Below are 22,230 nucleotides of genomic sequence, written 5' to 3' on the forward strand. Positions count from 1 at the left end.
AACCCAGATGCGTCGCGCCACTGCGAAATACCATTCATATCAGAGGCATAGCTTCACGGCGCGTGAAAGCAGCCGGTCAAGACAGCACTCCACCCGGCTCCGGAACCGATCCGGCAGGAATTGATTAACAACTTCGGAACGACAATAGCCGACGGCCCCGCTCCAAAGCAATGCGGGCCGTCCGACAAACCAATAGAGGCCGGAAGCGATGGGTGCCCATGACTTGGGGTATTTGTGGTCTGGAGTGGAGCTGTGTAAAAGAAACGCCGGGGAACGACGACAGATCGACCGGCGTGTAGATCGGATCGGAGCAGACTGAACGAGGTGAAAAGTCGCCGTCAGCGATTTTATCTGGTTGAGATCTGCTCCAGATGCAGGAGGACTCAATGCTGAAACGAGCCCTAAACGCGGCGGAAACATCGATCACGGCATTTGTCGGCTCTGCGGCGCGCGGCGCGTCAGACAAAGCCGTTAAAATCGACAGTCTTGCGGAATTCTCTGAGTGCTTCGGCGAAGTGTTGGACAAATATCCCCTCAGCCATGCAGTACGGCAGTTCTTTGAGAACGGTGGCCGGAAAGCCTTCGTCGTGCGCGTCGCAAACGAGAGATTCGCTGAGCCTTCCTTGTCGATTCGCCAGCAGGGACTCTGGGCGTTGGATCAGGTGGATGCCTTCAACCTGCTCGCCATCCCCCCTCTTGAACCGGGAAAGGATATTGATGTCCGCAGCCTGGGCACGGCATTGGCCTACTGTAAAAGCCGCCGTGCGATCCTTTTGGTCGATCCGCGGAGTAAATGGTCAATGCCGGTATCGGTCCTGGACCCTCAGGGCGGTATCGAAAGCCTTGGCCTGCGCGACCCCAACGCAGTTCTTTACTACCCCAACATTCTCGCCGCGAGTGCTTCGAACCGGGGGAAAAGTATCGCCTGCGCCCCCTGCGGCGCGATCGCCGGACTGATCGCACGCACCGACGCCTCCAGGGGTGTCTGGAAAGCGCCGGCGGGCGTTCACGCTGGCATCCTTGGTGCTCAAGGGCTGGAGCGGAACGTGAGTACGGCCGAGAACCGCCTTTTGAATCAGGCCGGGATCAACTGCCTGCGCAGCTTCGCGAAGACCGGCATCGTCAGCTGGGGCGCGCGCACACTCGACGGCGCCGATTTCCTGGGCTCGGATTGGAAGTATTTTCCCCTCCGCCGGGTGGCGCTCATGATCGAGGAATCGCTCGAGCGTGGTCTGAACTGGGTTGTCTTCGAGCCGAACGACGAACCGCTGTGGGCCGAGATCAGCGAGGCCGTCGAAGACTTTATGTTCCAGCTTTTCCGCGAGGGGGCTTTCCAAGGCAAAACGCTGAACGACTCATTCTTCGTGCGCTGTGACGACACAACAAATACCGAAGCGGACATCGACCGCGGCGTGGTCAATTTGCAGGTCGGCTTTGCACCTTTGCGACCTGCCGAGTTCACCATTCTGAATTTCCAACTGAAAACTGCTTCCTGTTCGGACGACGATCGCGCTCGTTGACTCATGAATGCCTTTGCGCAAAGGCGGCGGACCGGCGCAAGGTCGGGAACCGATAGTTTTGCCTTCAAGGCCGTCAAGGAGTTCTCAACCTAGAGCAGATCCGGTTTAGATGGAATCGCCTTCGGCGATCCGTCGTACCGGTGAATCTGCTCTAACACTATGATGTAGAGCGGGTTCACATGTTTTAGCGAAAACACAGAGTGTTTCCGTTAAAACATGACGCGCTCTAAGGCTTCGGTCCGGCAACGCCGGCTCCACCGTCGATGCCGCGCTCCCGCAGCGTCTCGGCCTGTTCTTCATTGACCAGACGGGAACTGCGCAATTCGCCCCGCCGGCTCAGGATCGGGTAGGCGACCGACGTCAGGTGCGAGTTAATACGCTTAAAATCGCGGAGCATGTCGAGGTGCAGGCTGCTGGTCTCGATGCTTTCGATCATGCCCGAGCGCAGCCTCTCGAGGTGCCATTCCGTGCCCTCCAGCTCCATTTTCCGGAACTGGTCTTTGCGCGCCAGAAGCAGGCGTGCCTGCTGCGCGTCCGGCGCGATGAAGACACTCAACGACAAGCGGACGGTCTCCATCAGCATGGAATGCACATCGGCCAGCTCCGCAAGGCCCTGGTCGGAGAAACTCAGCTTCCCTTTGATCTTTTTGGCGGCCAGTTCCATCAGGTTCTTGTCGATGATATCGCCGACATGTTCCAGGTTGGTCGTGAAGGTAATGATCTCGATGCAGCGGCGGCTCTCGTCGTCCCCCAGTTCATCCTGGGAAAGACGCATCAGATAGAGCTTCACGGCTTCGTAGAGCTGATCAATCTGCTCTTCTTGCGCTTCCACCTCTGACAACAACGCCTTGTCGTCTTCACGGAAGACCCGGATGGTCTTTGCCAGCATATCCTCGATGATATCACCCATCCGCAGGGTTTCGCGCGTCGCGCTGCTCAGAGCGAGTGAGGGCGTCTCCAGCAGGTGTTCATCCAGGTAGCGCGGCCCGCTGTCGCTCAGCTCAGCGCTCGGTTCGGGCAGGATTTTCTCCGTCAGCGCCGCGACCGGTCCGATGAGGATCAGGGACAAGACACAAAGAGCAGCGTTGAAGGCGACGTGAAACGCCACCACCTGCGCAGCAGGGCCCGGAACCAGCCGCGCGAGCTCGGGGGCCAGCCAGGGCAGCGCAATCCAGCAGGCGACAACGCCGATCAAACGGAAAATCAGATTACCCAACGGGATGCGGCGCGCCGACACCGGTTCCGCGATCGTTGCAGTGATCGCTGGCAGCGCGGCGCCCAGATTGACACCCAGAACGATCGTCATGAGAGCTTCGAGCGGGAAAGCTCCTGCTACAGCCAGGGATGACACCAGGAGCACGATGGCGACGCTGGAATAGGCCATCCAGGTCAGGACGACACCAACCACGACCGCCAGGAAGGGTTCGCTGGCCATGGCGTTCAGGATCAGGCCGACGATCTCACTCTCGCCGAGCGACCGCGAAGCGCCGCCCACCATATTCAGGGCAACCAGCAACATCGCAAAGCCGATCAGAATACGGCCGATATGCTTGATACGCGGGCTGCGTTTTGCGCCGGCCACGTGAATGACGTAGCCCAGGAACGCGAAGATAGGCCAGATCACGGCAATGCCGGAAGCCACGACGACGACCGCCGCCGCAGACCCCAGATCCGCCCCCAACATCACGGCAAGGGCAGGTGCCGTGGCGAGCGCGCCACGGCCGACGAAGGAACAAACGATCAGCGCCGTCGCGGTCGAACTTTGAATGAGCCCCGCAACAAGCGTACCGGCGCCGGCGGCAAAAACTCTGTTACTGGTGCAGGAGGCGACGATGCTCCTCAGCTCGGTTCCAAAGGCACGTGTCATGCCGGTCCGAATCATCCGGGCGCCCCAAAGCAGCAGCGCCACACCCCCCAAAATCGTCAAGAAAACTTCTGTACCGCTCAATCCTTGTTCCTTCGTTCAGTTCTTTCCATCGCATTTTAACCGGGCCATCGCGCTTCAACCGGGCCAGGGCAGCGAATAGGTTTTGATATTGGAGAAGCTCTTCATGGCTTCGAGCACGCCCTCCTTATACCCTAAACCGGAATCCTTAATACCACCGAAAGGCGACATTTCGATTCGATATCCCGGCACTTCCCAGATATTGACCGTCCCGACATTCAGGCCATTGACGAAAGCCGTGATGCGATCGAGGCGGTTTGTGCAGACTCCCGCGGAAAGACCGAAAGCCGTCGAATTGGAGATCCGCATCACCTCCGCATCATCATTCGGCACACGCACAATCGGAACGACCGGACCGAAGGTCTCCTCCATGACCAGTTCGGAGGCGTGATCGACTTTGTCGATGACAATCGGCGGCAGCAGAGCGCCCTGACGCCCCGGATTATAGAGTATTTCCGCGCCGGCTTCTGCAGCTTTATGAACGCGCGCCTCGAAGAGCTTCGCCGCTTCCTCATGCACGACCGTGCCCAGGTCGGTGTCCGGGTCAAAAGGATCGCCGAAAACGATCTTTCTGGCGCGCTCCTCCACCAACGGCACAAAGCGCTCCGCCACATCCTGCTGCACCAGGATCCGCTTGACCGCGGTACAGCGCTGACCCGAGTTCTTGGTTGCGCCGGCCACCGCAAGATCGGCGGCTTTGGCCAGATCATCGTCCGAAAGATCGTTCAGGATGATCAGCGGATCGTTACCCCCCAATTCCAGAACCGTCCGCCGGTAACCAGCGCGGTTCGCGATCAGCTTGCCGACGGGAACACCGCCGGTGAAGGTGATCAGCTCGATGTTGTCGTTGGTGATGAACTCATCCCCCAGATCCTCGGGCATGCCGGTTAGGACCGACAGCATTTCCGGGGGCAAACCGGCCTCGTAAAGAATGTCAGCCAGGATCAGCGCCGTCATGGGTGTCAGATCGGTGGGCTTGCAGACGATACAGTTGTTGGTCGCAACCGACGGTGCAATCTTATGGGAGATCATGTTCAGCGGATGATTGAAGGGTGTGATCGCGCTGATCGCCTTTAAGGGTTCGCGCATGGTGTAGATTCGCCGTGCCTTGCCCTGCGGGCTGACGTCGCAGGAGAAGATCTCGCCGTCGTCCCGGATGCAGAGCTGCGCGGTCAGAGTGTAGACGTCATAGGCGCGGCCCACCTCGTAGAGCGAATCCTTTTTCGAGAGTCCCAGCTCCAGCGAGATCAGATCCGAGATTTCGTCCCGCCGGGACTGAATGATCTCCGCGGTGCGGAAGAGGATCTGCTGCCGCTCGTAGCGGGTCAGTGTGGGCGTGTAGGCGCCCGCGATTTCGAAAGCTTCGCGCGCGTGGGCCGCGGTGCCCCGGGGCACGGTCCCGATCACCTGATTGCTGTAGGGGTAACGGACCTCGATCACGCCTTCGGCGTCGACCTTGCGCCCGGCGATGCGCATCATTTCGTGGCGCGGCTTACCAGCCATATCTTCGGCAAGACTCATTTCGTAAATTCCCAAGTGATGCTCGTAAATTCCCAAGTGATGCGGCAGTTGGCCTGCCACAGTGTATCAGAGTAATCTAATTCGTCCCGGATTCAGGAAGCGGTCCTTTAGTCCCGTCGTTACTGGGCTGCGCTCTGAACTTCGACGATGTGGTTTAGAGCAACATCGAAAGCATCGAAGTTCCTCAGCACACGATTTGTAAGATCCCGTACGGGCCGGTTCACCATAAGCGGCACGGTTTGCTCGGAGATGCCGCCATGAGAGCGCAAGGGCACCTCCAGATTGGAAAGATCGTGGCCCGACTGGCTGGTTCCCAGAACAACATGCCGTTTTGAGACCACGACCAAATCTCCGACCCGGTCTCGCGGCAGCTCGAAGCGGACGCAGGCCTCCGCATTCCGGGAGACGTATTCGATACCATCGAGCGCAGAGAGTCGATCGATCAGTGCCCCGGCATCGGCAGAGCCCGGCAGATAAACCGTGGCGAAGGACCCCAGTGCCCCATGATGAACCACATAGGGATCGGTGATCGGCAGAATGACACGGGCGACAGCCGCCCCCAACCAGCCGTCCAGCAGATCCTGCAGGTAGATCACGGAAGGCGCGCCGTCGGAATCGTGCTTGGCATTCATACCATGGTCCGCGGTCAGAGACAGGATACATCCCATGGCATCGAGTTGAGCCCAGTAACCATCCATCATGGCATAGAAAGCGTTCGCGCCCGGAGTTCCGGGTGCATGCTTGTGCTGCACGTAGTCAGTGGTGGAAAGGTACATCAGATCCGGTCGGTCACGCTCCATAAGCTTGACGCCCGCGGCGAAAACAAATTCGGAAAGCGCGGCGGAATACACATCGGGAACCGGCATACCAACCATCTCGACAACATCTGAAATGCCGTTCTCAGCCAGATTGGCCTGATCCGATTTCTCTGAGGAGAAACAGGTCGCCCCTTCGGCACCCAGGGTCAAGTCATGCCCGAGCAAACGGCGCAGTTTATCCTTCGCGGTGACGATCGCGATCTTCGCGCCCTGCTCCTGGAACGCCTTGAAGATGGTCGGCGCGCGCAGGAACTTCGGATCGTTCATCATCACTTCCTTACCACTGTCGGGATCGAGGAAGTAGTTACCCGAAATGCCGTGCACGGCAGGCGGCTGGCCGGTGACGATCGAAAGATTGTTGGGATTGGTAAAGCTCGGCACCACGCACTTCGCCCGCAAGTCAGCGCCTTGCGCCAGCATTGTGGCGGTAAAGGGCATGACACCGTCCGCGATCGCGGCTTCGATGTAGGCAGGTTCCGAACCATCGATGCAAACGACAACGACCGGCTGTGCCGGCCAGTCGTAGCTGCGATCGTTAACGGTGACTTTACGGTTCATGCTTTCGTCCTCACTTCATCGTCCGGTACTGACCCAAAATCTATTCTGCATCTACTCTGCGGCGGTGGTCTCACGTGCCGGCGCGGCGTCCCGCACGCCCATCTCGTTCAGCACGCTCCGCACAGCCTTCAGGAGGCCCCTGATATCCTCGGCCTCGATCGCGCCGATCGTGCCAATTCTAAAAGTCGGCGCGACGGTCAGTTTTCCCGGATAAACGACGAAACCGCGCGCAGCCAGAAGGTCGTAAAACCTCTCAAAACTGAAACGGGAGTCAGCCGGTTCCAGAAATGCCGTAATGATCGGTGACTGGACGGCATCGGCAAGCAGGGTTTCAAAACCCATCTCCCGCATGCCGCGAACCAGAACACCGTGGTTGCTGGCGTAACGGCCACCGCGCCCTCCTACACCACCTTCACCGGTATGTTCATCTATGGCCACGGCCAAAGCAGCCGCAGAGTGGGTCGGCGGCGTAAAGCGCCAACGGCCTGACTTTTCCATATAAACCCACTGGTCGTGCAGATCGAGTGACAGTGAATGCGCGTTCCCGGCAGTCGTTGCCAGAGCCTTCCTGCGCAGGATTGCGAAGCCCATGCCGGGCACACCCTGAATACACTTATTTGCAGAGGACACCAAACCATCGCAGGGCAACGCACGGACATCAATCGGCAGCGCGGCGAAGGAACTCATCGCATCGACCAGCAATGCACGTCCGTGACGTGCCGTGACGACGGCGATGGCATTGAGTGGATTGAGAACCCCGCTGGTGGTTTCGCAATGCACCGCGGCAACATGTGTGATCGTGCAGTCGTCGCGCAACGCCTCATCGAGCGCTGCCACGTCGTAGGCTTTCGTCTCAGGGCTGCGCAATATCGTGCAGCAGCGTCCCATGACTTCAAGGATCTTCACGATCCGCTCGCCATAAGCGCCATTGACCAAAACCGCACAGTGGCCGCCACGCGGCACCATCGTGCCCAACATCGCTTCGACGGCGAAAGTCCCGCTGCCCTGTATGGGCACACAGACGAAATCGTCTCCGCCTCCGGCCATGGTGTTCAGACCAGTGCAGATTTCAGCGGTCAGATCGATAAAGGGCTGATCCCAGGACCCCCAGTCTCGCTGCATCGCAGCCTTTACGGACTTAGATGTGGTCAAGGGGCCTGGCGTCAGAAGGAATTCGTGATTCTCCCCGGTCCGTCCGGCGCGTTCGAGAACATTGTAATCGGCGGCCATGGCTCTGAACTTCCCTGCGTCGTACATGTTGCATCCACCGGCAGAGTACGCTTGATGAGTTTCATATGTAAAATCGATGTTTTCGATATATATTATATTCCATGTCTATGATTTATTCTCAGATCCGCGCCTTTCATGCGGTCGCCAGTCACGGCAGCTTTACCCGCGCGGCGGCTGCGCTGAGTGTTTCTCAGCCGACTCTCTCTTCTCAGGTCAAGGCACTGGAAGCGAAGTATGAAGTCGACCTCTTCATTCCGGCGGGCCGGGGCATCGAGATCACCCCCTTGGGCCGGCGGCTGCACGCGATTACGCAAAAACAATTCCGCCTGGAAGCCGAAGCCGAACTCCTGCTCTCCGAGACCCGCAGCCTGAAAGCCGGTTTTCTGAGGATCGGCGCGGATTCACCCTATCACGCGCTGCCCCTGGTCGCGCGATATCAAGAGCGATATCCGGGCATCGAGATTTCGATGAACTTCGGCAATTCCCGCGATACGCTGGCAGATCTGATGGCGCGGCGCATCGACGTTGCAATCATCCCGCCGCCGCCCGAAGACGACCCGCGCCTGATTTCGCAACTGCTCATCGCCGACCGACTCGTCGCTTTTGTCCCCAAGGCGCATAAATGGGCGAAACAAAAAAGCGTAAACCTCAAACGGCTTGCCGGTACCCGGGTCATCTTGAGAGAGGAGGGATCCACAACCCGCGCCGTATTCGAAGCCGCCGTCGCCGCCGCCGGAATGACCCTCAAAGATGTTTTCGAGATCGGCAGCCGGGAGGCCGTCCGCGCCGCCGTTGTCGAAGGGTTGGGCGTCGGTGTGGTCTCGGAGGCGGAGCTGATCCGGGGCGATAATATCCACGTCCTCCCGATTTCCGGCGCAGACCTCCGGGTTCCGGAGCATCTGGTTTGCCTGGCCGAATGCGCCCCGCAGCGCACGATCAAAGCTGTATTTGATCTGCTGGAGGATTAGGTCGAAACCGCCGCGGCGCTCAACCCAGAATATAAACAACGAATTAGTCCACAAATTATCCACGGCAAATTTAACAAAAAAGAAAAGTTTTCGTCACATCTCCGTCAGCGCTTTTCGCCACCCTCTTTCGCAGATAAACGGGGAGAGTGGGGTTATGGGTTCAGCCATTAAGGTCGATGGGCTGTCGAAAACCTTTCGGAAACATCGTGCGCTGAATAATGTCTCGCTAACGGTTGATCGTGGCGAGATGGTTGCGCTGATCGGTGCATCCGGGTCGGGCAAATCGACTCTGATACGTCTGATTTCCGGACTGGAGCGCGGGGACAAAACCGGCGCCGCCAGTCAGGCGGGAAACAGTGGCCGCATTCAGGTGCTGGGTTCACCGGTCCAGGACGGCGGCCAGCTCAACCGGAGCATCCGCAATCTGCGCGCCCGCATCGGCGTGATCTTTCAGCAATTTAACCTGGTCAACCGGCTGTCGCTCTTGACCAACGTGGTGCTGGGTGTTCTGGGCCGCATCCCGGCCTGGCGCGGTACGCTCGGTCTCTTCACCCGCGAAGAAAAAATGCTGGCCATGGAAGCCTTGCGCCGGGTCGGAATGGACCAGTATGCCGGGCAACGCGCCTCGACGCTCTCCGGCGGCCAGCAACAGCGCGCAGCGATCGCACGTGCCCTGATGCAAGGCGCCGAAGTCCTGCTCGCCGACGAGCCTATCGCGTCGCTCGACCCCGAATCAGCCCGCCGGGTCATGGAAAATATGGCGCGCATCAACCGCGAAGACGGCATTACCATCGTCGTGTCCCTGCATCAGGTCGCCTACGCCATGCGCTACTGCCCGCGCACAGTTGCACTGCGTGCCGGTGAAGTGGTCTATGACGGGCCCAGCGAAGCGCTGACACCAAGCTTCCTGCGTGAACTCTACGGCGCGGACAGCGAAGAACTCGTGATGGACGAAACACTCAGCGGCGCCATTCACGGGGTCGAAGCACCACAGCAAATGCCGATTGCCGCCACGGCTTAACGACCCGGCCGCCCGCAAGAAAATGTGGCGGCAGACGCCGGGACGAGCTCGAGAAACGACCAACAAATATCTGTCTTACAAGGAGAAACTCATGTTCGCTAAATTCGCCGGCGCCGCGACCATCGCAGCGACCGCCCTCGCCACAACTCTGGCCTTCACGGGGTCCGCCGCGGCAGAAAAGCTTGAGACGCTCAACTTCGGCATCATCTCGACCGAGTCTTCGCAGAACCTGAAGACCGTCTGGGATCCGTTCCTGGCCGATATGGAAAAGAAACTCGGCATGAAGGTAAAAGCCTTCTTCGCGCCTGACTATGCAGGCGTCATCGAAGGCATGCGCTTCAACAAGGTCGACGTTGCATGGTTCGGCAACAAATCGGCCATGGAAGCCGTCGACCGCGCCGGCGGTGAAGTCTTCGTTCAGACCGTCGACGTCACCGGCAACCCCGGATACTGGTCGCTGCTGCTCGCTCATAAGGACAGCAAGCTCGAGAAGCTGGAAGACGTCCTGAGCTGCCAAGGCGACCTGGCTTTCGGCAACGGCGATCCGAATTCCACCTCCGGCTTCCTGGTGCCGAGCTACTACGTCTTTGCACAGAACAACGTCGACCCCAAGAACTGCTACAAGACCGTCCGCAGCGCCAATCATGAAACCAACGCGCTGGCCGTCGCCAACAAGCAGGTCGACTTCGCGACCAACAACACCGAGAGCCTGAGCCGGATCAAAGAAAACAATCCGAAGGCCTTCGAAAACCTCAAGATCATCTGGCAGTCTCCGTTGATCCCCGCAGATCCCATCGTCTATCGCACGAACCTCTCGGACGAGACCAAGGCACAGCTTAAAGCCTTCTTCCTCGGCTATGGCCGCCTGGGTACGGACGTCGAAAAGGAAAAGAAAATCCTCGCCGACCTGCAGTGGGCGCCGTTCCGCGACTCCTCCAACGCACAGCTCTACCCGATCCGTCAGCTGCAGCTATTCCGTGACAAAGTGAAGCTGCAGGGCGACGACCGGATGGACGCGAGCGAGAGAAACTCGAAGATCGCGGGCATCGAAGAGAAACTCGACACCCTGAAAATCCTGGCCAACAACTAAGGCCGGAATGGATAAAGCGGACGGTGGCGCTCCAATCGGGCGCCACCGTTTCTCTATCCGCTCTGGCTGTCGAAGCACTGGGTTGAGCACTCACAAGCACGCAAAACAAACGGCAGCGAAACCATCGCCGTTTGTGAGTCCTGAACCCCAGTGTGGTGGAACTGGTTCCACCCTACAGACCACTCTCAACTCCCGGACCCAGACCATGACAGACATCACGCAACACAATGGCCGGCAGAGCGGCCAATTCGGCACCCCCGGGGGTGAGAGCAAAAGCCTGGAACTTCCGCCACGTGATCTGAAGCGCAGCGTAACAAGTCTGCTCGGCTGGGGACTGTTCTTCCTGGTGCTGATGTGGTCCTGGGAAGGTGCTGAGATGCGTCCGCTGGACCTCTTCATCTATGCCGGCAACATGAGCGAATTCGCGGCCGGTTTCTTCCCGCCCGACTTCCACGAATGGCCAACCTTTCTGGAGCAGATGCTCATCACGGTCCAGATCGCCGTCTGGGGCACTGTGCTGTCGGTCATTTGCGCGATTCCCTGCGGCGTCCTCTCCGCCGAAAACGTTGCACCCTGGTGGATCGTGCAACCCATGCGCCGCCTGATGGACGCAGCGCGCGCGATCAACGAAATGGTTTTTGCCATGCTCTTCGTCGTGGCCGTGGGCCTCGGTCCCTTTGCCGGTGTGCTTGCGCTTTGGATTCACACCACCGGCATTCTCGCCAAGCTCTTCTCGGAAGCCGTGGAAGCCATTGACCCGCGGCCCGTCGAGGGCATTCGCGCCACCGGGGCAGGAAAGGTGCAGGAAGTGATCTTCGGCGTGATCCCCCAGGTCATGCCACTTTGGATTTCTTACTCGCTCTACCGCTTTGAATCCAACGTGCGCTCGGCCACGGTACTTGGTATTGTCGGCGCAGGCGGCATCGGAGTGGTTCTCTGGGAGTACATCCGCGGCTTCTACTACGCCGAGACCGCGGCCGTGATCATCATCATTATCGCTACGGTGACCGTGCTCGACTTAATCTCTCAACGTCTGCGCAAGATGGTTCTTTAATCTTGAGACAGAAGCCTCGCGGCACACTCGTTTTGGTGGTTGGGCCCTCTGGATCCGGCAAGGACAGTATTCTCAGCGGCGCAGAGGCCGCTCTTGGAAAGAATGATCTTTTCTTCTTTCCGCGCCGGGATATTACCCGTCCGGCCGCTTTGGGACACGAGCCCTATCACTCGCTTTCGCTGGAGGCTTTTGAAGACCGGCGCGCACGCGGCGCTTACAGCCTATCCTGGCCCGCGCACGGGCTCTGGTATGGCATACCGAGTGCCATCGAGAGCCATCTCGAGGATGGCCGCCATGTCGTGGTCAACGTCTCACGCGGTGTCATCCCGGAGGTGCGCCAGCGGCTTCAGCCGGCCCGGATTGTCTCAATCCAGGTGCCGCGCGAAACTCTGCGCGCGCGCTTGAAGGGACGGGAGCGTGAGTCCGAGAGTGATATCGAAGCGCGCCTGGAACGCGCTGCGACCTTTCACATCGACGGGCCGGATGTGGTACGGCTGCAGAACGACTCAAGCCTGGAGGCAGCAATCAACACCTTCGTTGCTCTGCTGACGAACCTCAACCCAGTAGAGGAAAACGCCCTCGCTCGATGAAGCGCGCGCCAGATTCCGGCTGCTCGACGAGGGAAACCGCCTCAATCGTGATCGGGTTTTCAATCAGCGGCGAGACAATGGGCCTCAGGATGGACAGCAGGCGGGACTGTCCGGTCTCGTCAAGCCGGGTGCTGAGCGTCATGTGGAAACGGAACTCCTCCATGACGTAGGGATAACCCCACTTCACCAGCAAGGCTTCCTGGCGTTCCGTCAAACCGACGCCACGGCGCAGCGCCAGTTCCTCGTCCGAGGCCGGCCGACGAAATTCATCAAGAGAGCGGACGGCGTCGGCTGCCAGAGCATCAACTTCCTCCAGCGGCTCTGACAGCCCAAGTGCGAGAAAATTACCCAGGACCTCGAACTGCAAATTCGGCAGGAGAATACGCGGGCGCGCGGCAGCAAACTCGGCAACCGCTGTTTCCAGCTCGGCAAGCTCTTTCCCCGATGCAAGAAAAAAGGGCGGCTTCAGGGTTGCGTGAAACCCGTAGGTCCGCGGTGCGGAGGTAATGGAACGCCGGTAGTCGGGATCGATCAATCCCGACCAAGGCACCTCGTCGCCGAACACCGTCGCCCCAGGCTCATCGTTGATCCAGGCATTGGCAAAGCGCGCCAGCTCACTGGAACGGTCGGGGGTAAAGTAAACTGCGTAACGCTGGGTCACATTATGTTTCTTTCAATTCAGGTCGGTCGAGCTTAAGCACGCTCTCGATATGCTCTTTGTAAGCTTCAAAACCGGGCACCACGGCAGCCACATCCTTTGCAGCATCGTCCCAACGGCGCAACTCTACGGCGTCGGCGGCACCCGGCTGCCGGTACCAGGCCTCCGCTTCTGCTGCCGAAAAAGCACCGCCCTGCAGTTCGAGGCTTCGAACAGATGCCGGCGAAAGAATCTCAGCATACCCCGGTTCGGCTGTGACAAGATAGCGCTTCGCGGCAACGTGATGACGGATTGCCTCGGTCACCTCGTCCCTGAACCATCGGCTCAAAAAGGCCGCGCCGCAACTCTCGTGCAGCGCATCTTCGCCCCGTTCTGCAGCACCCCGTTCATCACCGTTCAAAAGGTGACCGATATCATGCAATAGCGCGGCAACGATCAGGTGAGACGGGGCTCCGGATCGCTCCGCCAGCGCCGCCGACTGCAATCCATGTTGAAGCTGGGTGACGGCCTCGGCATCGTAAAGCTGGCCACCACCGTTCTCGTAGATGTCACGCATCAGTTCAAATGGCTTTTCCATCACGCCCTGATCTCCGATTTCTCCGCGCTCAGCAGTTTTGGCTCTTAGACGACCCGGACACCTTCGCGCCAGACGCAACGGACGACCGGCATGTCCTGGTGATCACTGACCCGCACCAGATCGGCGCGCAAACCCGGCGCAATCTCGCCGCGGTCATTCAATTCCACCATACGGGCCGGGTTCTTTGTTACGATCGCCAAGGCGTTCGGAAGCGGGAGTCCCACACGCCGGTGCAGGACAAAAGCGCCGTGCAGCAAACTGATCGGCGCGTAGTCCGACGAGAGACTGTTCAGGAGGCCCTGGCTCGCCAATTCCGATGCGGAAACATTGCCCGAATGCGAGCGTCCGCGAACCACGTTCGGCGCGCCGGCGACCGTTGCCATTCCCCGTTCGCAGGCGGCGCGCGCCGCCTCGAGCGTCGTGGGGAACTCGGAAATGGTGATGCCGAGCGAGACCGCTTCCTCGACATGATCTTCCGTGGCGTCATCGTGGCTGGCCATGGGTATGGATTGCGCGCTGCAGATCTCGGACAAGGCCTGCCGGTTCTTGTCGGCGTATTTAAAATGCTCTTCCAACTGGCTGTCGATGAAGCTCTCCAGCTCCGCATCGCTCATCTTATATTTTCCGCCGTAGTAGATCTTGAACTGCTCCAGGTCGACGAACTGGCGCTGTCCGGGCGTGTGATCCATCAGCGAGACCAGCTTCAGCGACGGTGCATCCTTGATGTTGTTAAAGCAATCGACAACGTTCTCGGTCGCCAGTTCACAGCGCAGGTGAATGTAGTGCTCGCTGCGCAGCAGGCCATGATCCTGGGCCTGCTCAATCCCTTCGATGGCCGCGTTGACGGTTTCCTCCATCGCGATATCAGAGGAGCGGTCCCCAATGCGAAGAGCGTCGAACACGGTCGTAATCCCGGCCGCGGCCAGAACCGAATCATGGGTAAAGAGCGCGGGAAGCATTGGCCAAACGACCCCCGGCCGAGGACAGACATGGCCTTCCAGGTTATCGGTGTGAACCTCGATCAGGCCGGGAACCAGATAGTCACCCTCCAAATCTACCGCCGAGGGGACCTGACTGTTACGCCCGTCGATATCCTTGATCATCCCGTCCTCGAGCGTCACCGACCCTTCGATGACGGCATCCGTTGTGACGATCTTGGCGTTCGTAAATATCGTTTCCGTTGTCATCCCGCGAGATCCTGTCTGTCGCCGCTGTTCACTTCATCTGCTCTCATGGAGGGTCCGTCGGCCGCCGCAGGCGCTGCGACCTGGTGCTGGGCGCTACAAACCGCATCACGCACCTCCTCGTCGTGGAAGATCCCAACGATGGCCGCGCCGCGTTCACGGGCTTCCAGAATTAAATCGATCACTGTGTGGCGGTTCTCGGCATCCAGGGACGCCGTGGGTTCATCGAGGAGCAGCACGGGATAGTCTACCACCATCGTGCGCGCGATGTTGATTCTTTGCTGCTCACCGCCGGAGAAGGTCGCCGGCGCCAGAGACCAGTGGCGTTCGGGAATCCGCAGCCGGGTCAGCAAGGCAGCAGCCTTTTCCCGGGCAGCTTCCGGATCGGCCCCGAGCGTCACCAGGGGCTCGCAAATCAGATCGATGGCCGGAATTCTCGGAATGACCCTCAGAAACTGGCTGACGTAACCAAGGGTCTCGCGCCGGATCGCCAGGACGTTGCGCGGCTCCGCACCCACAAGATTGATCATATGTCCCTTATGCCGGATCAGGATTGCACCGGCCTGCGGCAGGTAGTTCCCGTAGAGGCAGCGAAGAACCGTCGATTTCCCTGCCCCGGATGGCCCCATCAGTGCGACGCATTCGCCCGCCGACACTGTCAGATCGGTAGAACACAGAACATTAAGTTCGATACCACCCTGTGTGTGCAGGGTGAAGCTTTTGTGAAGATTGCGAACCTGGATCATCGGGGCCGCAGGCTCGGCGCGAGGCGTATTTTCAATCATTTCGGCTGCCGCCTTTTTCAATCGTCATGGCTTTCGCTCCCACAGGCATCACACCGGCAGGATCGATGAGACCAGCATCTGGCTGTAGGGATGCTGCGGATCGTCGAGGACCTGATCGGTCAGGCCGGTCTCGATGACCTCACCGCCCTGCATCACCATGATGCGATGGGACAGCAAACGCGCCACCGCCAGATCGTGGGTCACAAGAACGGCAGAGAGTTGGAGCTTACTCACCAGACTGCGCAGCAAATCCAAAAGTCTTGCCTGTACGGAGACATCAAGACCACCGGTGGGTTCATCCATGAAGACGAGGCGCGGGTGGGTCACCAGATTGCGGGCTATCTGCAGACGTTGCTGCATGCCGCCGGAGAAAGTGCCCGGCTGATGATCCACGCGTCCGGGATCCAGCTCGACCTGATCCATCCAGTTCTCTGCTGTACCGCGAATCTTGCCGTAGTTCCGTCCACCGACCGCGATCATGCGTTCCGCTATGTTGGCGCCCGCACTCACCCGCATGCGCAAACCATCGCGTGGATTCTGATGAACGAAGCCCCAGTCGGTGCGCATCAAAAACCGGCGTTCCGCCTCGCTGAGGCCATGGATATCCCGCAGGATACCGTCACGCATCAGGTACTCGATCCGGCCGTCATCACAGGCGAGTTGAGCGGAGATACATTTCAGCAATGTCGTTTTGCCCGAGCCTGATTCTCCAACGACAGCCAGTATTTCTCCCGGCCAAAGGTCGAAAGACACATCACGGCAGGCAGCGTTGCCACCATAACTCTTGGCCAGATTTGTAACGCGCAGCAATGGCTGATCGAGCGTTTCTTCTGTGGAACTCATTCCGCGGCCTCCCGATTGCGGGTGCAGTGATCCGTATCGGAACAGACGAACATGCGCCCACCGCGGTCATCGGTGACGACCTCATCGAGGAAGGTGTCCGTTGCGCCGCAAAGCTCGCAGGGCTGTTCCCATTGCTGGACCTCAAAGGGATGATCCTCGAAGTCCAGGCTGTAGACCGCCGTATGCGGAGGGATGGCATAGATCCGTTTTTCACGGCCCGCGCCGAAAAGCTGGAGCGCGGGCATACGGTGCATCTTCGGATTATCGAACTTGGGTGTCGGCGAAGGATCCATGATGTAGTGGCCGTTCACCTTGACCGGATAGGCGTAGGTGGTCGCGATGTGTCCGTGAGTGGCAATGTCCTCGTAAAGCTTCACATGCATGAGGCCGTATTCGCCCAGGGCATGCATCTTGCGCGTCTCGCTCTCGCGCGGCTCCAGGAAGCGCAACGGCTCGGGGATCGGCACCTGATACACCAGGATCTGGTCTTCGCTGAGCGCTTTTTCGGGGATCCGGTGCCGCGTCTGGATAATCGATGCATCCTCGGTCCGGGTCGTGGTTTCAACGTCGGTCGTGCGCTCAAAGAACTGCCGGATACTCACAGCGTTGGTTGTGTCGTCGGCCCCCTGGTCGATGACCTTCAGAACGTCATCGGGTCCGATGATACTGGCAGTGACCTGCACGCCACCCGTGCCCCAGCCATAGGGCATGGGCATTTCACGGCTAGCGAAAGGCACCTGGTATCCCGGAATCGCCACAGCCTTGAGCATCGCGCGCCGGATCATGCGTTTGGTCTGTTCGTCCAGATAGGCGAAGTTGTAATTGGGGTCCGGCCCGGAGCCGGCATCAATTTCAGCCGGCTCATCCGGTATTGCGGCTCGCTGTGCTGCCTGCGTCATGGTTTTGCTCGGCTCCTATTCCGCCGCTTCGACGATTTCGTCGTTCGCATTATCGGCGTCCGCGCGTGCCGCCTTGCGCCGCATCTTGCGGACCAGCTCCAGTTCGGCCTGGAAGTCTACGTAGTGCGGCAGCTTAAGATGCTCGACGAAGCCGGTGGCCTGGATGTTGTCGCTGTGCTCCATGACGAACTCCTGGTCCTGGGCCGGTCCTTCCACGGTTTCGCCCAGCGCACGCCCCTTCAGAGCGCGGTCGACCAGTGCCATTGCGATGACCTTGCGCTCACAGTGTCCGAAGCTCAGGCCGTATCCCCGGGTAAACTGGGGCGGGGCCTCGGCCGAACCCTTAAACTGGTTGACCATCTGGCATTCGGTGAGGGTCAGCTCCCCGATCTCAATCGGGAACCCCAGATCTTCAGGCGTAAACTCCACAGCAACCTCTCCCAGCCGGATTTCTCCGGCAAAGGGATGACTGCGCCCGTAACCACGCTGGGTCGAATAGCCGAGCGCCAGCAGAAAACCCTCGTCACCACGCGCCAGGTTCTGCAGCCGGATGTCCCGCTCCACCGGGAAGCTCATAGGCTCGCGGGTCAGGTCGCCCACGTCTTCATCGCCGTCGCCCGGCTGCTCGTCCTCGATGAGCCCTTCGTGCTTCAGGAGATCGACGACGCGTGGCATGGCCTCGTCCAGCAAGGCCTTCTCGCCGATTGAGCCGGCATCCTCATCAAGCGGGTTCCCGTCGCCGCCACCGCCTTCCGCAGCGAGCTTAAAATCGAGCAGGCGATGCGTGTAATCGAAGGTCGGCCCCAGGATCTGGCCACCGGGAATATCCTTGAAGGTCGCCGAGATCCGGCGCCGGATCCCCATGACAGCCGTATCAACCGGGCGCGAGGACCCGAAGCGCGGCAACGTCGTCCGGTAGGCGCGGATCAGAAAGATCGCCTCGATCAAATCGCCACGGGCCTGCTTGATGGCAAGCGCGGCCAGCTTGCGGTCGTAGAGCGAGCCCTCGGTCATCACCCGATCGACCGCGAGGCTGAGCTGTTCGTCGATCTGGTCGACAGAGAGTTCGGAGACAGAGGGATCGCCCCGGCGTTCTTCCGCCAGGAGCTTGTGTGCTTCGTTGATCGCCGCTTCACCGCCTTTGACAGCAACGTACATCGCTCACACCTCCACTTGCGTCGAACGGGGCAGCGCAGCAATGCGATCCTGCGCGCAGAAAATCATGTCGACACCCCGCGGAAAGCCGGCGTGATTCTCCTGCACCTGCTGCCAGAAACCCTGCGGCAGGCCCTTTGCCTGAAAGGTCTGTTTGCACTCAATTCCGGGTCCGCGCAGGATCACGCCACGGCTGTCGTCCAGGCGCTCAACCTGAATCAGCAGGGTTGCGGAACGATCGGGATATTCGTCGGTGCCGGCCGCAAAGCTGTCCAGCGGCGGAAGCTCGGCAGGGTCTGAAATGATGGCAAAGGCCGCATTGCCGATGGCCTCGACAAGCGGACAGCCACAGTGAAAACGCAGGTAGTCACCAAGCGCATGCGCCGCAGCGGCACCGGGATTCAGCCAGAGCGGCGTATCGAAATCCAGCAGGGTGAGCGCCGCAGCGGCGGTGGTCGGCCAGAGTGGGGTCGGAACATCCAGCGACAGTTCACAGGATAGGATACGTCCAGGCTGCGCCATGGCGCCAAGAAGCTTGCGATACATGGCCTGAGACTGCAGAACGGGATTATCAAAGCCTGCATTGGGTGCCCCGATGCCGTTCAGATCCAATCCTGAGGCCTCGGTGTCTGCTCCGATCATCAGTCTTCCCCCCTGACAAGCGTAAAGAAGTCTACCTTGGTCGCGGCTGACTTTGCCGAAGCCGCGCGCCGCCGCGCTGCAAGCCCGTCCGCGAGAGGCTTGAGGAGCGTGTCTTCCAGCGCGGAGCGCCTGGAGGAATCCTGCAGAAGAGCATCGAAAAGCGCGGCCAGCTCCGCATGACGGCGATCCCGTCCCGCCAGATAACCCTGACCAGTAAAACCTTGGTTGCCATCACCACTCTCGGTGACGACCGCGCAGCGGGTCACGGTCATCTCGCCAAGATTGAACGCGGCGCCGGTCCCTCCGGCGCGGCCGCGCACCATGACAAGGCCGGTCTCGGGTTTTCGCAGCCAACGCCACGTGGGTTTGTCGTCCAGGCTGTCCCAGGCGCGGCTCAATTCGCCGGGGTCCGCCTTCGCGAGGATCGACATCCAGGCGCCGCGGTCGCTGTTTTGCGCGTTGGCATTGCCCGGCTCTCTCTGATCTTCGGAACTTGATGCTATATGATTTGACATATTCATCTATTCATCCATATGATTTAATCTAAAGTGAGGCAAAAGACCTGCGCCGTAAAGACTCAAAAAGTGAAGTTTTGATGACTTCGCGTTTCGACGGCAGAGATGAGGCATTTGCTGACGGTGCGGCAAAAGACAGAAACGGCGTTGACGACATGATCGAACGGGGAACGGGTATCGCGCTGTGGCGCCAGATCGAACAGCAGCTTGCGGAGGATGTCGCGGCGGGGGTCTATCCGGAGGGCAGCCGCCTGCCCACGGAGCCCGAACTGGCCGAACGCTTCGGGGTTAACCGGCACACACTCCGGCGCGCCGTCGCGGGCCTGGTCGAACAGGGTTTATTGCGCGTCGAGCAGGGACGGGGCACCTTCGTTCAGGAGCACGTGGTCGACTACCTGATCGGCAAGCGCACCCGCTTTAGCGAGATCATAACCAAGCAGCACCGCAATCCCGCGGGCCGCCTGCTGCGCGCGCAGGAATTCGAGGCCGATCAGACCGTTGCCAAGGGCCTGAAACTAAAACCGGGGACGCCCTGTATCTTGCTGGAGACCCTCAACGACGTCGACGGGCGGCCACTATCGGTTTCCTCGAACTACTTCCCCGCCGGACGTTTTCCTGAACTGATCCCGGTCTATGCCGAGACCCGTTCGATCACAAAGGCCCTGACCCATCACGGCGCCGGAGACTATACCCGCCGCACCACCAAGGTCATGGCCCGCCTGCCCGAGGCGGAAGACGCCAAGGCCCTGAAGCAACCCGCCAGCAAACCGGTCCTGGTGGTCGAAAGCATCAATGTCGACCAGGACGGCAAGCCTGTACAGTTCTGCATCGCCCGCTTCGTCGCCGACCGTATGCAGATCGTCTTCGAGACCTAGGTTGAGGGCTCACATTCCTTGATGCCTTAAAGACGAAGCCATCCCTTTCCAGAGCTACCTCCGCCCACAGGACATCACTCATTGAGAACATTCATCTATATGTTTTTAGTGAGATGCATCCGGGTTGACTGGCAGTTCAGACTCCTGTTCATTTCAAACGTCTACACATTAATTATGTTTGTTAACAAATGATATTCACTGTAAACTGAGCTCCGGTATCAGTCGTCGGCGATGGAGCCGTTGTGAAGTAACTGACCACATCGAGGGACATCTCGGGGGAGCTGAAGATGGGGACAATTCCAGACGAATATATGCATCCGGAAATGATGGCGATCGGGGATTCGCTGTATCAGGGGGTGCGGTCGCTGACCATGAAGAACGGCATGATGCAGCTCTCGCCGCCGGCCCTTGCAGCCGAGGCGTTGGGCATCCGTCATAAATTCTCCTGCCCCGACCCGCAGCGGCCGATTGTGGTTGATATGGAAAAGTGGCTGCGCATGCTGCCGGATATCAGCGGCATCAGAGAAGACCTGGGAAAGAACCTGGATTACTGGTTCGGCAGAGCGCCGGCGTCACCTTCCGGCAGACTGTTCTTCGAGAACATCTCCGTCGCCTCGGCCACCATCGCGGATCTCTACAGTCAGACCTGGCAGACGTCCGACGATTTTCTGAAAACCCTGCCGCCGGGTGCGAAAAACAAGATCAAAAAGCTCAAACTCGGTCAGATTAAACTGAGCCCGACCATTCAGTCGCTCAACGCGCGCTTCACCCTGAACCCTTCCGGCAAAGCCGCGTTCCGGAACCTCAGCCAGGTCGGCATGGTCGCGGCGCGCAAGCCCAAACGTCTGCTGGTCAACATTGGTAGCAACAACGGGCTTTGGGATATCGCGTTCGAATGCAACCCGAACGGACGCATGACCTTCAGAGCTGAACTGCGGCGGCTTGCAAGAGAACTCAATGCCCTGCCGCCGGAGGTCGAACACATATACTTCAACAACCTGGGGCTCCCGAGCACCGTCCCAAACCTCATGCCCGTGCCGGATATGGTCGAATGGCACGAGGCCAAGAAACCGGGCAGAGGCAAATATTACGACAAGTACGAAAACCGCTTCGGCTTCGGTTACGGCCAGATGACCGGCAATCAGCTGAAAAAACTCGATGAACACATCATGGCCGTGAACAAGGAAGCGCAGCAAATTCTTAAATCCGCGTTTGACAACCCGGCGCGGCTGCACTTCGTCGACGTCGCAAAGCTGCTCCTCTCTTACGATTCGAAGCACCAGAAACGCACGGCCAACAACGTCGTAAAGCTGAACAACGGCAAGACCATCACCAACGTCATGATCAACGCCAGCCTCTTCGGCAACTTCCGGCGCGGCGGCACGCAGGGGCTCGACGGCATGCATGCCACGGTCGTGGGTTACGGCCTGATGGCCCAGCAGGTTCTGGACTGCATCAAGAGGGCGGAGGCGGGAGTCAATTCGAAGAAGATCGACCTGGATGCAGCTTTTGACCGGGACAAATTGCTCAACGATATGCCCCAGATCTGGAATGCCGGCCTCTGGCTCTGGCGCGACATCCGCCGGGCGCGTGCCGACAACCGGCCTGATCCGGTCGATGGCTCGGATGACGAGGCCTTACGGGATGTCATGACCCTGGCGAGCCAGGCGGCAGGGCAAGCCTAGAGCGCGTTATGTTTTAACGGAGACACTCTGTGTTTTCGCTAAAATATGTGAACCCGCTCTAAATCGTATAGTGAGAGCAGATTCACCGGTACGACGG

Annotated in this window: 21 protein-coding genes; 8 read left to right on the forward strand and 13 right to left on the reverse strand. The window is 59.5% G+C overall.

Features of this window, described 5'->3' with window-relative positions; genetic code table 11:
• Nucleotides 1-386: 386 nt before the first annotated feature.
• The gene (locus FKG95_RS21125; protein WP_179954205.1) at nt 387-1,520 is read left to right on the forward strand and encodes a phage tail sheath family protein; all 1,134 of its coding nucleotides are present in this window, start codon (nt 387-389) and stop codon (nt 1,518-1,520) included.
• A gap of 226 nt (nt 1,521-1,746) precedes the next feature.
• On the opposite strand, the gene FKG95_RS21130 is transcribed toward FKG95_RS21125, so the two are convergent.
• From FKG95_RS21130 to FKG95_RS21145, 4 genes are all read right to left on the reverse strand, one after another.
• The gene (locus FKG95_RS21130) at nt 1,747-3,468 is read right to left on the reverse strand and encodes a Na/Pi cotransporter family protein (protein WP_142898413.1); all 1,722 of its coding nucleotides are present in this window, start codon (nt 3,466-3,468) and stop codon (nt 1,747-1,749) included.
• 54 nt (nt 3,469-3,522) lie between these two features.
• Complete coding sequence (gene phnY, locus FKG95_RS21135) at nt 3,523-4,986, reverse strand: phosphonoacetaldehyde dehydrogenase (protein WP_142898414.1); 1,464 nt, start codon at nt 4,984-4,986, stop codon at nt 3,523-3,525.
• Nucleotides 4,987-5,105: 119 nt separating this feature from the next.
• Nucleotides 5,106-6,362, reverse strand: coding sequence for a phosphonoacetate hydrolase (gene phnA / locus FKG95_RS21140; RefSeq protein ID WP_142898415.1), 1,257 nt, complete (start codon nt 6,360-6,362; stop codon nt 5,106-5,108).
• A 51-nt stretch (nt 6,363-6,413) separates the two neighbouring features.
• On the reverse strand, nt 6,414-7,619 hold the full coding sequence (locus FKG95_RS21145) for a 2-aminoethylphosphonate--pyruvate transaminase (RefSeq protein ID WP_246116845.1): 1,206 nt from the start codon (nt 7,617-7,619) through the stop codon (nt 6,414-6,416).
• A 74-nt stretch (nt 7,620-7,693) separates the two neighbouring features.
• Between FKG95_RS21145 and FKG95_RS21150 the strand changes: the two genes are divergently transcribed.
• The 5 genes from FKG95_RS21150 to phnN all read left to right on the forward strand — a co-directional run bounded on the left by FKG95_RS21150 (nt 7,694) and on the right by phnN (nt 12,315).
• Complete coding sequence (locus FKG95_RS21150) at nt 7,694-8,560, forward strand: LysR substrate-binding domain-containing protein (protein ID WP_142898416.1); 867 nt, start codon at nt 7,694-7,696, stop codon at nt 8,558-8,560.
• Nucleotides 8,561-8,714: 154 nt separating this feature from the next.
• A complete protein-coding gene (gene phnC / locus FKG95_RS21155) occupies nt 8,715-9,581 on the forward strand; it encodes a phosphonate ABC transporter ATP-binding protein (protein ID WP_142898417.1) in 867 nt (288 codons plus the stop codon).
• A 91-nt stretch (nt 9,582-9,672) separates the two neighbouring features.
• Nucleotides 9,673-10,671, forward strand: a complete 999-nt coding sequence (gene phnD / locus FKG95_RS21160; protein ID WP_142898418.1) for a phosphonate ABC transporter substrate-binding protein — start codon at nt 9,673-9,675, stop codon at nt 10,669-10,671.
• Nucleotides 10,672-10,876: 205 nt separating this feature from the next.
• Nucleotides 10,877-11,725 (forward strand): phosphonate ABC transporter, permease protein PhnE, encoded by an 849-nt coding sequence (gene phnE / locus FKG95_RS21165; protein ID WP_142898419.1) that lies wholly within the window; start codon nt 10,877-10,879, stop codon nt 11,723-11,725.
• 2 nt (nt 11,726-11,727) lie between these two features.
• Entirely contained in the window at nt 11,728-12,315 is a 588-nt protein-coding gene (gene phnN / locus FKG95_RS21170; protein ID WP_179954206.1) for a phosphonate metabolism protein/1,5-bisphosphokinase (PRPP-forming) PhnN, read from the forward strand.
• On the opposite strand, the gene FKG95_RS21175 is transcribed toward phnN, so the two are convergent.
• From FKG95_RS21175 to phnG, 9 genes are read right to left on the reverse strand one after another with little or no spacing between them, the layout of a single operon-like run.
• Complete coding sequence (locus tag FKG95_RS21175; protein ID WP_142898421.1) at nt 12,281-12,976, reverse strand: DUF1045 domain-containing protein; 696 nt, start codon at nt 12,974-12,976, stop codon at nt 12,281-12,283. The two genes, phnN and FKG95_RS21175, sit on opposite strands and share 35 nt — an antisense overlap.
• Nucleotide 12,977: 1 nt before the next feature.
• A complete protein-coding gene (locus FKG95_RS21180) occupies nt 12,978-13,550 on the reverse strand; it encodes an HD domain-containing protein (protein WP_142898422.1) in 573 nt (190 codons plus the stop codon).
• A 44-nt stretch (nt 13,551-13,594) separates the two neighbouring features.
• Entirely contained in the window at nt 13,595-14,737 is a 1,143-nt protein-coding gene (locus FKG95_RS21185; protein WP_142898423.1) for an alpha-D-ribose 1-methylphosphonate 5-triphosphate diphosphatase, read from the reverse strand.
• A complete protein-coding gene (gene phnL, locus FKG95_RS21190; RefSeq protein WP_142898424.1) occupies nt 14,734-15,519 on the reverse strand; it encodes a phosphonate C-P lyase system protein PhnL in 786 nt (261 codons plus the stop codon). The genes FKG95_RS21185 and phnL overlap by 4 nt, the downstream gene beginning before the upstream one ends.
• 48 nt (nt 15,520-15,567) lie before the next feature.
• Nucleotides 15,568-16,362 carry a phosphonate C-P lyase system protein PhnK gene (gene phnK / locus FKG95_RS21195; protein ID WP_142898425.1) on the reverse strand — a complete coding sequence of 265 codons (795 nt, stop codon included), beginning with the start codon at nt 16,360-16,362 and terminating at the stop codon, nt 15,568-15,570.
• Complete coding sequence (locus FKG95_RS21200; RefSeq protein WP_142898426.1) at nt 16,359-17,261, reverse strand: alpha-D-ribose 1-methylphosphonate 5-phosphate C-P-lyase PhnJ; 903 nt, start codon at nt 17,259-17,261, stop codon at nt 16,359-16,361. Before FKG95_RS21200 ends, phnK begins: the two co-directional genes overlap by 4 nt.
• A 15-nt stretch (nt 17,262-17,276) precedes the next feature.
• Entirely contained in the window at nt 17,277-18,419 is a 1,143-nt protein-coding gene (locus FKG95_RS21205; RefSeq protein ID WP_142898427.1) for a carbon-phosphorus lyase complex subunit, read from the reverse strand.
• A gap of 3 nt (nt 18,420-18,422) precedes the next feature.
• Nucleotides 18,423-19,058, reverse strand: coding sequence for a phosphonate C-P lyase system protein PhnH (gene phnH / locus FKG95_RS21210; RefSeq protein ID WP_142898428.1), 636 nt, complete (start codon nt 19,056-19,058; stop codon nt 18,423-18,425).
• A complete protein-coding gene (phnG, locus tag FKG95_RS21215) occupies nt 19,058-19,579 on the reverse strand; it encodes a phosphonate C-P lyase system protein PhnG (protein WP_246116846.1) in 522 nt (173 codons plus the stop codon). Before phnG ends, phnH begins: the two co-directional genes overlap by 1 nt.
• Before the next feature lie 74 nt (nt 19,580-19,653).
• On the opposite strand from phnG, the gene phnF reads away from it, so the two are divergent.
• Both phnF and FKG95_RS21225 read left to right on the forward strand, forming a co-directional pair.
• Nucleotides 19,654-20,448, forward strand: a complete 795-nt coding sequence (gene phnF, locus FKG95_RS21220; protein ID WP_218940312.1) for a phosphonate metabolism transcriptional regulator PhnF — start codon at nt 19,654-19,656, stop codon at nt 20,446-20,448.
• A 287-nt stretch (nt 20,449-20,735) separates the two neighbouring features.
• Nucleotides 20,736-22,133 (forward strand): hypothetical protein, encoded by a 1,398-nt coding sequence (locus FKG95_RS21225; protein WP_142898429.1) that lies wholly within the window; start codon nt 20,736-20,738, stop codon nt 22,131-22,133.
• Nucleotides 22,134-22,230 lie beyond the last annotated feature (97 nt).

Source organism: Denitrobaculum tricleocarpae (assembly GCF_007004665.1).
Lineage (GTDB): Bacteria > Pseudomonadota > Alphaproteobacteria > Kiloniellales > Kiloniellaceae > Denitrobaculum > Denitrobaculum tricleocarpae.